Below are 12562 nucleotides of genomic sequence, written 5' to 3'. Positions count from 1 at the left end.
GCGGCCCGATGACGATCAGCGCAACGGGTCGACGGCCCGGAGCGGCTCGGGACGGGTGCCCGTGACGATCTGCTCGGCGAGCAGCCGTCCGGTCACCGGGCCGAGGGTGATCCCCCACATCCCGTGACCGCCCGCGACGAAGACGCGGGGATCGCGGGTGGCGCCGATCAGCGGCAGCCCGTCGGAGGTGCAGGGCCGGGAGCCGACCCACTCGTCCTCGCGCTGGTCGAGGTGCGCGCCCTTCAGCAGGTCGCGGGCCGCGCCGACCAGGGCGTCGATCCGCCGCGGGTCCCGCGGTGCGTCGGCGTCGCGGAACTCCATCATGCCCGCGATCCGGAGCCGGTCGCCGACCGGCGTACAGGCCAGCCGCTGCGTGGGGAAGTAGACCGGGCCGCGCGGGACGTCGTCGACCTTCACGGTGAAGGAGTAGCCGCGGCCGGCCTGGACGATGCGCCTGACCCCGACCTGCCGACCGTGGGCGCCGATCCAGGCGCCGGTCGCGACGACGACTGCGTCGTAGCGCTCGCCGGCGACCACGACCTCGCCACCCTCCGAGCGGACCTGCTCGACCGCGGTCCCGGTCACCAGGTGACCGCCGCGCTTCTGCACCGACTCCGCGATCGAGTGGACGTACGCCGCGGGGTCGATGAACCGCTCGCCGTGGATGCGGATCGCGGTGGTGATGCTCTCGGAGAGGGCGGGCTCCTCGGCGCGCGCCCGGGCGCCGTCGACCACCTCGAAGTCGACCCGCTGGCCGCTGGCCTCGATGTGCTCGAACTCCTCGAGCAGTGCCCGGCTGTCCTCGACAGTCCGGAACGCGGCGGTGAACGGGCTCGCCGCCTTCGTACGCGCCTCGACCCCGCCCTGCTCGAGCTCGTCGTAGGCGGCCAGCGCGCCGTTGTTGAGCGGGATCAGCGCCTGCATCGCCTGCTGCCATCGTGCCGGGGTGCAGTTGCGGGCGAACTGGGCGAGGAAGCGCAGCAGCCGCGGGTTCGCGGTGGGCGGCACGTAGACCGGTGACGACGGGCTGAGGACGGCGCGCAGGCCGTACTGCAGGACCGACGGCTCGGGGAGCGGCACGGCGATGCTCGGCGTCAGCCAGCCGGCGTTGCCCCAGCTCGACCCGGCGGCGACACCGTCGCGGTCGATGACGGTGACGTCGACACCGGACTCCTGGAGGTACCACGCGGTGGACAGGCCGACCATGCCGGCGCCCACGACCGCGACCCGGCGCGGCGAGGAGGTGCGAGAGGCTGAGTTCATGGCCTCATCGTCGCCTCCCGAGGCGGGCGGCTCGCTGCGCGTTCACGACAACCACTGGCCGATGGATTGTGCTCCCAGCACAACTGCCGAGGCACCGGGAGCCTCGGTGTCACAGATTCGACGGGTCCACCGTCGGAGAGTCTGACCACATCGGAGCAACTGTCTGCACCTTGGGAGACATCATGAACATCGCCCTCTGGATCGTCGCCAGCCTGTTCGGCGTCGCCTACGTCGTCGGCGGCATCTTCAAGCTGGCCATGCCGTACGAGACCTACGCGGCGAAGCTGCACTGGCCCGAGGACTTCACGCCCGGAAACGTGAAGTTCATGGGCGTCCTGGAGATCCTGGGCGGCGTCGGGCTGGTCCTACCGGCCCTGGTCGGGGTGGCGCCGGTCCTGGTGCCCGTGGCGGCGTCGTGCATGGCGCTCTACATGGCCGGCGCGGCGACCGAACGGATCCGGCGGGGCGAGCACCAGGAGCTCCTCGGCGACCTCCTCTTCCTCGCGGCGATGGTCTTCGTCGCCTGGGGACGCTTCGGGCTAGAGCCGTTCTGAGCAACCCACTTGGGTGATGCGCCCGCGGAGCCGAGTGATTAGCCTGACGGCATGGAGCGGCCGTGGCCGCTGACCGGGCGGGACGCCGAGCTGAGCCGGGTGGCGGCGGCGCTCCGGCCCGGGGCGGCGGGCGTCATCGTTGCGGGTCCGGCGGGGGTGGGGAAGACCCGGCTCGCCCGTGAGGCGCTGGCGGGCTCCGTACGCCGCGGGGAGAACGTGGTGTTCGCCCAGGGCAGCGCGGCGGCCCGACCGTTCCCGCTGGGTGCGTTCGCCGGGCTGCTGGACGCGCCGTCGGGGGAGGCGGTCGAGACGATCGGGCGGGCGCTGGCGCAGCTCGCCGATCGGCTGCCGCTGGTCCTCGTGGTCGACGACGCCCACCTGCTCGACGAGCACTCCGCGATCCTGGTGCACCGGGTGGTGGCGCGGCGGCTGGCGCCGGTGCTGATCACGCTGCGTACCGGGGAGCCGGCACCCGACATCGTGACCTCGCTGTGGAAGGACGACCACCTCCCGCGCCTGGATCTGTCCCCGCTGGACGTCAGGGCGAGCACGCGGCTGATCGCCGGGGTGCTGGGCGGCCCGGTGGACACGGCCTCGGCGCACCGGCTGTGGACGCTGACGGAGGGAAGCCCGCTGTTCCTGCGTCATCTGCTGACCGGCGAGGTGGCATCCGGCCGGTTCACCGCCGCGTCCGGGATCTGGTGCTGGACCAGCGAGCCGGCGATCTCGCCGGAGCTCGCCGATCTCCTGGAACGAGAGACGGGTGATCTCCCGGCGGGCGTCCAGGACGTCGTCGACCTGGTCGCCCTCGCCGAGCCGGTGGCGGTCCGGACGCTGGCCGAGCTGACCACGGCCGAGGACGTCGAGGCGGCGGAGGAACGCGGCCTGGTGCGTACGGATGGTCGTGTCGCGCGGCTGACGCACCCCCTCTACGGCGAGGTACGCCGCGCCGCGATGGGCACGCTGCGTGCTCGCCGCCTCCGCGGGCAGGTGGCGCGGACCCTCGAGGCCGAGCCGGACCCGATCCCCCGCGCCGTGCTCACCCTCGACTCCGACCTGCCACCGGAGCCGGCGCTGTTCCTGCGGGCCGCAGAGGCGGCGACCCGGATGTACGACCTGCCGCTGGCCGAGCGGCTGGCACGCGCGGCCGCAGAGACCGGCGGCCTCGCCGCGCGGGTGGTGCACGCCGCCGCGCTCTCCTGGCTCAGCCGCGGGGAGGAGGCCGAGGCGATCCACGTGGACATCGTCGACGGTGCACCGGACCCGGGCACGCTCGCCCTCGTGCAGCTGCATCGGACCGGCAACCTGCTCTTCACGCTGGCCCGTCCCGGTGAGGCCCGGCTCGCGCTGGCCGCGGCGGAGGCGACCGGTGCGGCTCCGGCCCACGCGGCGGCCATGTCGCTCGTCCTGGACGTGGCCGACGGCGACCTCGCGGGCGTCCTGGCCCGCGCTCCGCAGCTGCTGCGGAGCGAGCTCCCTGACGACCTGGCCCGCATCCTGGTCGCCACCTCGGCCTCCGCGGCGGCCGCCGTCACCGGCGAGCACGACCTCCTCGACGAGGCTGCGGTCGTGGGCGGGCTCACCGCCGATCGGGTGCCCACGGTCATCCCCGGGTTCGGGCTCGCCGACTTCCAGGTGCTCGGGCATCGGCTCGCCGGCACCCCGGGCCGGGGCGTCGACCTGGCCCGGAGGATGCGGGACTCCTCGGCCGATCTTCTGGGACCGGCGAGGCTGATGGGTCTCGTCGTGGCAGGTCACGCCGCGCTGGCCGAGGGACGGATACGCGACGCGCTGCTCCCGCTGCAGGAGGCATGGGCAGGGCTGGAGGGATCGGGCCACGAGTTCGGGTTCCGATGCCGTACGTTGCTGGCCACCGCCTGGGCGCAGGCCGGGCGACCTGCGGAGGCTGCTCCGTTCCTGGCCGGCATCGCTGCCGGGCACCACCCGGCGTACCGGCTCTACCTGCCGGACGACCTCCTTGCGCTGGCGTGGGGTGCCGCTGCGGACGGGGCGACGACGGAGGCCGTCGGTCGCGCGGCCGAAGCCGCCGAGGTCGCCCGGGAGTCGGGGTCACCTGCGTACGAGGTCCTCGCCTGGCAGACCGCGGTCCAGCTCGGGGGTGCGACCGCCGCGGCGGCCCGCAGCCTGTCGTCGCTGGCCGGGCTGGGCCCACGTGCCGAGGTCGCTCTGGCGCACGCCAGGGCCTTCGCCGACGAGGACGGCGCCGCGCTGCTCCGCGCCGCTCACTCCTGGGTCCGGCTCGGAGACCTCGTCGCGGCAGGGGACGCCGCGGCGCAGGCGGCCGAGGTGCACCGTCGCGCCGGACAGCCGGGGTCGGCCCTGAACGCGGCGACCACCGCCGCGAAGCTCGCCGAGAGGTCGGGCGCGCGCACCCCGGCGCTCGCGATCGCTGCCCGGCCGCTGCCGCTCACCGCCCGCGAGCGCGAGATCGCCGCGCTGGCCGCTCGGGGGATGTCGAACAAGGACATCGCGGCCCGGCTGACCCTGTCGGTGCGGACCGTCGAGGGGCATCTCTACCGAGCCGGTCACAAGCTCGGTGTCTCCGAGCGGGCCGCGCTGACCGATCTTCTCGGAGTCGAGTAGCGCACTACTCGCACCGGGCTCGCTCCCGCGGTCGATGCTGGGACTCAACCCGACCGAGGAGGAATCATGAGCACCACCTATGTCCGGCCCGAGGAGGGCCAGCACTACCCGATGATCGATGGCGACCATGTCGCGAAGGCCGCCGTCAAGGACGAGCTGGGCGCCTTCGAGATCTTCGAGGTGCTCGCCCCGTCCGTGCCGATGGCACCCCCGCACGTCTCGCCGTGGAGCGGAGTGCTCTACCTGCTCGAGGGCCGGGTCACGGCGTACGTGGACGGCAAGCCCTACGACATGGAGCCGGGCGGGCTGGTCGTCTTCCCCGCCGGCACTCCCGCCACCTTCGAGGTCGTCGGCGAGTCGGCCCGCTTCCTCGCGATCGTCACCGGGGATCGCGCCGGACGCTTCTTCGCCGACTTCTCCAGCTCCGTCCGCGCGGACCTTGCTCCTGCGGACTCGATGACCGCGATCCTGGCCGTCACCGAACGCCACGGGGTCGGGCTCGCGGGCGGATGATCCGCGTGGCATGACGAAGGGCCTGCCCGTGCCGTGGCTGCGCGCCACGGTCCGGAACAGGCCCTTCGTCAGGGATCCTCAGAGGTCGCGCTTGACCTCGTCGGCGTGCGGAAGGTCGGGGCTGCGTCGCAGGTTGACGACGGCCGCAGCCAGGCCTCCCCAGATGACCAGCATCGCGATCAGCATCATGACGATGGCGGAACCGCTCATGACTGTGCTCCCTTCTCGTTGAAGTGAACCGTGGACAGGGCCTCGGGGTCACGCCACTTCGACTGTGCGGCCAGGAACCCGAAGACGATGACCGCACCCGCGACGCCCCAGCCGAAGACGGCGAGCATCCAGGTCGGGTAGCCCTCGTACGGCGTCTTCACGTCCTCCCAGAAGGAGAGCCCCAGCACGAGGATCAGGCCGATCGGGGCGACGATGCTGATCAGGATCCGCCACCAGGCACCGACGACGATCGAGCTGCCGTCGGAGAGGTGGTCGCTGAACATCGGCAGCACGCGCAGCCCCCAGCTCATCACCAGCATCGAGATGACGGCGACCAGCAGGATGCCGAACTGGTTGATGAAGTGGTCGACGATGTCGAGCACGTAGATCCCGCTGGTGGTGGAGAAGAACACGAGGCTGACCAGGGCCATCGGCACGATGACTCCGATCGTGGCGCCGGTGCGCGTCATCTCGAACTTGTCCCGCACGCCGGAGATCACGACCTCGACGATGGAGACCATCGAGGTGAAGCCCGCGATGACCAGCGAGAAGAAGAACAGCACGCCGATCAGGGCGCCGGCCGGAGCCTCGCTGATGATCGCCGGGAAGGCGACGAACGCGAGCCCGATGCCGGAGGTGGCCACCTCGCTGACGCTCACCCCGCTGGCCTGAGCCATGAAGCCGAGGGCAGCGAAGACACCGATGCCGGCGAGCAGCTCGAAGCTGGAGTTCGCGAAGCCGACGACGAGTCCCGAGCCTGGCATGTCGGTGTGCTTGTGGACGTAGGAGGAGTAGGTGATCATGATGCCGAAGCCGATGGACAGCGAGAAGAAGATCTGTCCGTACGCCGCAGCCCACACCGTCGCGTCCGTCAGCGCTCCCCAGTTCGGGGTGAACAGCGCGTCGAGACCCTCGGCCGCGCCGGGGAGGAAGAGCGAGCGCACCACCAGGATCGCGAAGGCGACCACGAGGACCGGGATGAAGATGACCGAGGTCGCCCCGACACCCTTCTGCACGCCGAGCAGCATCACGGCCAGGATCGCGACCCACACCAGCAGCAGCGGGATGAGTACGCCCCACACCGGCGTGGCGTCCACGCCGGGGTCTCCCGCCTTGAGGAACTCACCGAAGAAGAAGCCCTCCGGGTCGTCGCCCCAGGCCTTGTTCACGCTGAAGATCGTGTAGCGGACCGCCCAGGCCATCACCGCGGCGTAGTAGACGGCGATCATGAAGCAGATGCCGACCTGCCACCAGCCCAGGCCCTCGGTGCCGCGGCGGAGCCGCGCGAAGGAGAGCGGGGCCGAGCCGCGGTAGCGGTGGCCGAGGGCGTAGTCGAGGAAGAGGAACGGGATACCCGCCGTCAACAAGGCGACGATGTAGGGGATGACGAAGGCGCCGCCACCGTTCTCGTAGGCGACGTACGGGAAACGCCAGATGTTCCCCAGGCCCACCGCGGAGCCGATCGCCGCGAAGATGAAGACCTGTCGCGATGAGAATGCCCCGCGTTTCGCTGCCGCACGGTCCTGCACGCCGTCAGGTGTCGTGCTCATTTATCCGCCTCCTTGTTCGTTCTTGGTGACTGTGACACCAATCACAGCACAGTAGTTGGTCGATCGACCGGTATCCGGTGCGGGGTGCAGTATGTCGCACGCGAACCCTTGACAAACCGCCGCCTTATGGCCAATTTGTGAGACATGACAAGGAATATGTCTCATGCCGCCGCTGCGGCGTACGTCCCTCCGACCGGTGCGACCTGGGCCGACCCCTGGTCGATGTACGCAGCCCTGCGTGAGCACGACCCGGTCCATCACGTCGCCCGCGGCGACTACTGGGTCCTGACCAGGCACGATGACGTCTATGCGGCGGTTCGTGACCATGAGACGTTCAGCTCCGGCCACGGCCTCACCACTGCCTACGACGAGCTCGAGCGGATCGGCCTGGCCGACAACCCGCCGATGGTGATGACCGACCCGCCGGTCCACACGGAGTTCCGCAAGCTGGTGAACCGCGGGTTCACGCCGAAGCAGGTCGAGGAGGTGACACCCAGGGTCACCCGGTTCGTCGTCGAGCGGGTGGAGCGGATCAGGGCGGCCGGCGGCGGCGACATCGTCGAGGAGCTGTTCAAGCCGCTGCCGAGCATGGTCGTGGCGCACTACCTCGGCGTTCCCGAGGCCGACTGGGGTCGCTTCGACGGGTGGACCGACGCGATCGTGACCGCCAACGCCGCCCAGGACGAGGCCATCGGGGCCGATGCCGCGGCCGAGCTGATGGGCTACTTCGCCGAGCTCATCGACAAGCGCCGCCGCGAGCCCGGTGACGACACTGTCTCGCATCTCGTCGCCGCGGGCGGGGCCGACGACGACGCCGGTCTGCTGCGCGTCCTCGCCTTCGCGTTCACCATGGTCGCCGGCGGCAACGACACCACCACCGGGCTGCTCGGCGGCGGGCTGCCGCTGCTGGCCGACCGGCCGGACCAGCGCGAGCTCGCCCTCGACGACGTCCCGGCCGCGGTCGAGGAGCTGCTGCGGCTCACCTCGCCGGTGCAGGGGCTCGCCCGCACGACCACGCGCGACGTCACCCTGCACGACGCGACGATCCCCGCCGGGAAGAAGGTCCTGCTCTGCTACGCCGCTGCCAACCGCGACCCGCGCGTCTTCGGTCCCGATGCCGAGGAGCTCGACGTCACCCGCAACCCGCGGCAGATCCTCACCTTCGCCCACGGCGCCCACCACTGTCTGGGCGCTGCCGCCGCCCGGATGATGGGTCGCGTGACGATCACCGAGATACTCACCCGGATGCCGTCCTTCACCGTCGACCACGACTCCTTGGAGTGGGCGCCGGGAAGCTACGTACGCAGGCCTGTCAGGCTCCACGTCGAGGTGACCGCATGAGCTGGCTGGAGGCCGAGCGGACCGAGCTCGCCGCGGAGCGCATCCTCGACGCCGCGGGCGAGCTCTTCGTGGAGCGTGGCGTGGACAAGCCGGGCATGGACGAGGTCGCCCGTGCGGCCGGATGCTCGCGCGCCACTCTCTACCGTTACTTCGAGAACCGTCAGGCCCTCATCCACGCCTTTGCCCACCGTGAGGCCAGGCTGATCACCAAGCAGGTCGCCCAGGCCACCGCCGAGGTCGCCGACCCCGGGCGCCGCGTGGTGGATGCCGTCGTCGCGTGCCTCGCCGCCGTGCGTGAGCGCCCCCACCTCGCCGCCTGGTACGCCGGGGACAGCACGGTCCTGCGCGAGGTGCTGCGTGACTCGCCGATCATCCGGGGGACCGCCCAGAGCTACCTCGCCGACGGGGAGATCGACCCCGACCTGGCCGACTGGGTCCTGCGCATCATCATGTCGTTCCTCACCGAGCCCGGCGAGGACGCAGCGGCAGAGCGCCGGATGCTCGAGCGGTTCCTGGTGCTCCCCCGGGCGCGTGGTCAGTCGGCCGAGTGAGCCCGGCTCACCTGCCGCCACTCCCGTGGCGTCATCGCATAGGCCCGTTTGAAGGCCCGGCCGAACTGTGACGGGTCGGGGAAGCCCCACGCGTGGGCGACCTCGGTGACCGTGCGACGGCTCGTCGGGTCGGCCAGCTCGTCCCGGCACCGCTCGAGACGACGCTCGCGGACCCAGTCGCCGAGGACGATGCCGGACCTGCCCAGCAGCCGGTAGAGCTGGCGCACCGAGATGTGGTGGGCGGCGGCGATCCGGCGCGCGGAGAGGTCGTGGTCGGCCAGGTGGACGCGGATGAAGTCCAGGACCCGCGTCTCCAGACTGTCGTCGAGGTGCTCGCGGTGGAGCGGGGACTCCAGGAGCTGCGCGGTCAGCAGCGTGCGGACGAGCCCGATGGTCGGCGCCGTGGCCTGCGCGGCTTCGGCGGTGGACAGGTCGGCCACGCTGCCGGCCAGGTTCCCCAGGTAGCCCGCGGTCGCCCGGGCCAGCGGCCGGCGCCCGTCCAGGCGTACGGCGGTCACGGACTCGAGAGCCCGGCCGGGCAGCGCGAGCGCCCCGATCGGGACCCGGAAGTAGTGCTGGTGAATGCCGCCCTCGTTCACGAGGGTGTAGGGACGGCGGGTGTCGTAGACCGCCAGGTCGCCGGGTCCGAGGACGGCCTCGCGGTCGCCCTGCACCACCATGCTGGAGCCGGAGAGCTGCAGACCGACGAACAGGTAGGCGTCCGTCGGATCGGCGGCGAGGGCAGACGTACGCTCGATGGTGGTGGCGTTGGACCGGACCGAGCAGATGGTGAGCATGCCGAGGTCTGCGATGCGCGCACCGACACGGATGTGCTCGGGGTCGGGCTGCTGCTGGATCTCGACCCTGACGACGTTGTCCCAGATGATCGACCGGATCGCTTCTTCCCGGTCTCGGGGTGCGAACTGTTCAGCGTCGAGCTGAACCGTCTCCATCCGGGTCTCCCTTCAGCCCCGCGGCTCGCTTGCCGCCGAGCATAGGGCTCGCGGGCGGCCGGCAGCACGGGGATCGTGCAGGTTCATGAATTTTCTGGACGCGCCGCAGGGACCGGTGGGGACGGGATGTGCCGCTCGATGAACGACAGCGCGAGCAGGGCGGCCTCCGACCAGCCGTGGTCGACGGGCATCGTGTGGCCGCGGTGGGGCATCTCGACGATCTCGGTGGGATGCGGGTTGCGGCGGTGGCGGCGATAGGCGGCATGGGTCATCGGCCAGGTCGCCTGCCGGTCCTCGGCGCCCGCGATGAAAAGCAGCGGCCCGCGGTCGGCGGCGCGGGTGTCGATCCGGGTGGTCGACCATGGGCTCAGGTTGGCGACCGCTGCCTGGAAGAGCGGTGCGCCCGGTGCGGGCACGTGGTGCCTGTCGTAGAGGTCACGAGCCTCGTCGACGTCGACCGAGTTGCCCCACGAGTAACGGAACTGCTCGAACGTGAGGCTCGTCGGACGCCGGTAGTGACGCGGCCTGGCCACCACCGGAAGCGCGGAGCGGACGGTGCTCATCGAGATCGGTAGGACTCCGCGGAACGGGGTCGGTTCCATCGCCACGGTGACCGAGGCCAGCCCCTCCGAGGCGAGCCGCTGCACCACCCATCCGCCGGCGCAGTGACCGACCAGCGCCGGTGGCCGGTCGAGCCGGCCGATGAGGTCGCGGTGGTGGGCGAGGACTGCGCGCAGGTCCTGCCGCCGGGTCGATCCCCCTGCGGCTCGGGTTGCGGCCACCGAGTCCGCCTCGCCCGGCCAGCCGGGGGCGACGGTCGCATAGCCGGCGCCCTCGAAGAGGGTCTGCCACTCCCGCCAGCTGCTCGCGTGGAGGAACATGCCGTGCACGAGGACGACGACCGGACGACCGGAGCGGTTGGCAGCCTCGACTGCCCGCAGCTCCGCGGAGGTCACGGTCGGGGCCAACGCCTCCTCCTCTCCGGTCGGGTCCACGGCCCCGACGCTAGTACGCCACCACGTCCGCGGTCGCGTCGCGGTGAGGTAGGCACGCCAGGCCGAACAGTGGTCACGCAACGACGAGATCGTGGCGGGCCGGCTGCCTAGCGTGAGGACATCGGCCGACCCCGGTCCATCGCGAAGGGAGCATCACCATGTCCACCCTCACCTCACGAGAGCTCGACGAGATCGAACGAGCCGACGCCGGCGGCCGACCCGTCGTCGTGTTCGTGCACGGTCTCTGGCTCCTGTCCAGCAGCTGGGACCGCTGGCGTGCCGTCTTCGAGGAGGACGGCTACGCGACCATCGCGCCCGGGTGGCCCGACGACCCCGAGACCATCGAGGAGGCTCGCGAGCGCCCCGAGGTCTTCGCCCACAAGATGGTCCAGGCCGTCACCGACCACTACCTCGAGGCGATCGGCCGGCTGCCCGCGAGGCCGGCGGTCGTCGGGCACTCCTTCGGCGGGCTCATCGCCCAGAAGATCGCCGGCGAGGGTGCCTCTGCCGCCACCGTGGCGATCGACCCGGCACCGGGACGCGGCATCCTGCCGCTGCCGCCGTCCGCGCTCAAGGCGGGCTCGGCCGTCCTCGGGAACCCGGCCAACGCCCGTCGCTCGGTCACCCTGACCTACGAGGAGTTCCGGTACGCCTGGACGAACAACCTCACCGAGGAGGAGTCCCGCGAGCTGTACGAGGAGTTCCACGTCGCTGCCTCGGGCGTGCCGATCTTCCAGGCCGCGGTCGCCAACCTGAACCCGTTCAGCGAGACCCGGGTCGACTTCAAGGCAGAGGACCGCGGGCCGATCCTGCTGGTCTCCGGGGAGAAGGACCACACCGTCCCGCACGCCATCACCCACGCGGCGTACAAGAAGCACGCGCACAACACCCACGCCGTCACCGAGTTCGTCGAGATCCCCGGCCGCGGTCACTCGCTGACCATCGACAGCGGCTGGCGCGATGTCGCCGAGACAGCGCTCGACTTCGTCCGGAAACACCACCCGGCCAACGGCTGAGCCCAGACCCCAGATCGCCAGGAGGTTCATCCCCATGACTGCCAACCCGCACGGGCTCTCCCTCGAGCCGGCCGCCCAGGCTTTCGTCGAGGCCACCGACGCGCCGCCGTACCTCTACGAGCTCCCGCCCGAGGAGGGGCGGAAAGCCGTCGACGAGGTCCAGGACAGCGACATCTTCAAGCCCGAGGTGCAGGAGGAGTGGGTCACCGTCGACGGCGGCCCGACCGGTTCGGTCAGAGCCCGGATCGTCCGTCCGGTCGACGCCACCGGCACCCTCCCGGTCGTCCTGTACGTCCACGGCGCCGGCTGGGTCTTCGGCAACGCCCACACCCACGACCGCCTGGTCCGCGACCTCGCCATCGGCGCGCACGCAGCGGTCGTCTTCCCGGAGTACGACCGCTCGCCCGAGGTCCGCTACCCGGTCGCGCTCGAGCAGTCCTACGCCGTCGCGCGGTGGGTCGCCCAGGAGGGCGCCGAGCACGCGCTGGACGGTTCCACCGTGGCCGTCGCCGGCGACTCCGTCGGTGGGAACATGGCCGCCGCCCTCACCCTGTTGGCCACGGAGCGCGGCGACGTGGCGTTCGTGCAGCAGGTGCTGTTCTACCCGGTCACCGACGCCGCCTTCGACACCGACTCCTACCGCCGCTTCGCCGAGGGCTACTTCCTCCGCCGGGACGGGATGAAGTGGTTCTGGGACCAGTACACGACCGACGAGGCCGAGCGTGCGCTGCCGACGGTCTCGCCGCTGCGCGCGAGCCTGGAGCAGCTCGCCGGTCTGCCTCCCGCGCTGGTGATCACCGCGGAGGCGGACGTGCTCCGCGACGAGGGCGAGGCGTACGCCGCCAGGCTGCGCAGCGCCGGCGTGCAGGTCACGGCCGTACGCTACGGCGGCACCATCCATGACTTCGTGATGCTGAACGCCCTGCACGACACCTCCGCCGCGGTCGCTGCTGTCGGCCAGGCGACTGCAGCGCTACGCGCCGCGTTGCACTCGGACTGACCTCCCAGCCGG

12 protein-coding genes are annotated in these 12562 nt (G+C 71.4%); 7 read left to right on the top strand and 5 right to left on the bottom strand.

The features are described from left to right. Positions 1-15: 15 nt before the first annotated feature. Positions 16-1263, bottom strand: a complete 1248-nt coding sequence (locus WBG06_RS10980) for an NAD(P)/FAD-dependent oxidoreductase (RefSeq protein WP_336736676.1) — start codon at positions 1261-1263, stop codon at positions 16-18. Between the two features lie 182 nt (positions 1264-1445). On the opposite strand from WBG06_RS10980, the gene WBG06_RS10975 reads away from it, so the two are divergent. From WBG06_RS10975 to WBG06_RS10965, 3 genes are all read left to right on the top strand, one after another. Next, positions 1446-1817: a DoxX family protein gene (locus tag WBG06_RS10975; protein ID WP_336736674.1), complete on the top strand. Its 372-nt coding sequence runs from the start codon at positions 1446-1448 to the stop codon at positions 1815-1817. A 51-nt stretch (positions 1818-1868) separates the two neighbouring features. Beyond that, complete coding sequence (locus WBG06_RS10970) at positions 1869-4421, top strand: helix-turn-helix transcriptional regulator (RefSeq protein ID WP_336736672.1); 2553 nt, start codon at positions 1869-1871, stop codon at positions 4419-4421. Between the two features lie 66 nt (positions 4422-4487). Beyond that, positions 4488-4934 carry a cupin domain-containing protein gene (locus WBG06_RS10965; protein ID WP_336736670.1) on the top strand — a complete coding sequence of 149 codons (447 nt, stop codon included), beginning with the start codon at positions 4488-4490 and terminating at the stop codon, positions 4932-4934. 78 nt (positions 4935-5012) lie between these two features. Here the strand turns inward: WBG06_RS10965 and WBG06_RS10960 are convergent, their stop codons facing one another. Together WBG06_RS10960 and WBG06_RS10955 are read right to left on the bottom strand one after the other, a co-directional pair. Further along, positions 5013-5144, bottom strand: coding sequence for a methionine/alanine import family NSS transporter small subunit (locus WBG06_RS10960; RefSeq protein ID WP_336736669.1), 132 nt, complete (start codon positions 5142-5144; stop codon positions 5013-5015). Next, positions 5141-6694, bottom strand: a complete 1554-nt coding sequence (locus tag WBG06_RS10955; RefSeq protein WP_336736667.1) for a sodium-dependent transporter — start codon at positions 6692-6694, stop codon at positions 5141-5143. Before WBG06_RS10955 ends, WBG06_RS10960 begins: the two co-directional genes overlap by 4 nt. Positions 6695-6838: 144 nt before the next feature. Between WBG06_RS10955 and WBG06_RS10950 the strand changes: the two genes are divergently transcribed. Continuing rightward, entirely contained in the window at positions 6839-8035 is a 1197-nt protein-coding gene (locus tag WBG06_RS10950) for a cytochrome P450 (protein ID WP_336736666.1), read from the top strand. Beyond that, entirely contained in the window at positions 8032-8586 is a 555-nt protein-coding gene (locus WBG06_RS10945; RefSeq protein ID WP_336736664.1) for a TetR/AcrR family transcriptional regulator, read from the top strand. Before WBG06_RS10950 ends, WBG06_RS10945 begins: the two co-directional genes overlap by 4 nt. Here the strand turns inward: WBG06_RS10945 and WBG06_RS10940 are convergent. Continuing rightward, positions 8571-9539: a helix-turn-helix domain-containing protein gene (locus WBG06_RS10940; RefSeq protein WP_336736662.1), complete on the bottom strand. Its 969-nt coding sequence runs from the start codon at positions 9537-9539 to the stop codon at positions 8571-8573. The two genes, WBG06_RS10945 and WBG06_RS10940, sit on opposite strands and share 16 nt — an antisense overlap. 83 nt (positions 9540-9622) lie before the next feature. Then, on the bottom strand, positions 9623-10534 hold the full coding sequence (locus tag WBG06_RS10935; RefSeq protein ID WP_336736661.1) for an alpha/beta hydrolase: 912 nt from the start codon (positions 10532-10534) through the stop codon (positions 9623-9625). A 158-nt stretch (positions 10535-10692) separates the two neighbouring features. On the opposite strand from WBG06_RS10935, the gene WBG06_RS10930 reads away from it, so the two are divergent. After that, positions 10693-11550: an alpha/beta hydrolase gene (locus WBG06_RS10930; RefSeq protein ID WP_336736659.1), complete on the top strand. Its 858-nt coding sequence runs from the start codon at positions 10693-10695 to the stop codon at positions 11548-11550. Between the two features lie 34 nt (positions 11551-11584). After that, entirely contained in the window at positions 11585-12550 is a 966-nt protein-coding gene (locus WBG06_RS10925) for an alpha/beta hydrolase (protein ID WP_336736658.1), read from the top strand. The last annotated feature ends 12 nt before the right edge of the window (positions 12551-12562 follow it).

Origin of the sequence: Nocardioides sp. CCNWLW239, from assembly GCF_037137035.1 — a bacterium.
Classification (GTDB): Bacteria; Actinomycetota; Actinomycetes; order Propionibacteriales; family Nocardioidaceae; genus Nocardioides.
This window is presented reverse-complemented; position numbering and strand designations above follow the sequence as displayed.

What these genes read in the sequence shown, in the direction of transcription:
- WBG06_RS10945 (WP_336736664.1), top strand. Translation starts at nt 8,032, where the DNA reads ATGAGCTGGCTGGAGGCCGAGCGGACCGAGCTCGCCGCGGAGCGCATC.
- WBG06_RS10965 (WP_336736670.1), top strand. Translation starts at nt 4,488, where the DNA reads ATGAGCACCACCTATGTCCGGCCCGAGGAGGGCCAGCACTACCCGATG.
- WBG06_RS10925 (WP_336736658.1), top strand. Translation starts at nt 11,585, where the DNA reads ATGACTGCCAACCCGCACGGGCTCTCCCTCGAGCCGGCCGCCCAGGCT.
- WBG06_RS10930 (WP_336736659.1), top strand. Translation starts at nt 10,693, where the DNA reads ATGTCCACCCTCACCTCACGAGAGCTCGACGAGATCGAACGAGCCGAC.
- WBG06_RS10960 (WP_336736669.1), bottom strand. Translation starts at nt 5,144, where the DNA reads ATGAGCGGTTCCGCCATCGTCATGATGCTGATCGCGATGCTGGTCATC.
- WBG06_RS10950 (WP_336736666.1), top strand. Translation starts at nt 6,839, where the DNA reads ATGACAAGGAATATGTCTCATGCCGCCGCTGCGGCGTACGTCCCTCCG.
- WBG06_RS10940 (WP_336736662.1), bottom strand. Translation starts at nt 9,539, where the DNA reads ATGGAGACGGTTCAGCTCGACGCTGAACAGTTCGCACCCCGAGACCGG.
- WBG06_RS10955 (WP_336736667.1), bottom strand. Translation starts at nt 6,694, where the DNA reads ATGAGCACGACACCTGACGGCGTGCAGGACCGTGCGGCAGCGAAACGC.
- WBG06_RS10980 (WP_336736676.1), bottom strand. Translation starts at nt 1,263, where the DNA reads ATGAACTCAGCCTCTCGCACCTCCTCGCCGCGCCGGGTCGCGGTCGTG.
- WBG06_RS10970 (WP_336736672.1), top strand. Translation starts at nt 1,869, where the DNA reads ATGGAGCGGCCGTGGCCGCTGACCGGGCGGGACGCCGAGCTGAGCCGG.
- WBG06_RS10975 (WP_336736674.1), top strand. Translation starts at nt 1,446, where the DNA reads ATGAACATCGCCCTCTGGATCGTCGCCAGCCTGTTCGGCGTCGCCTAC.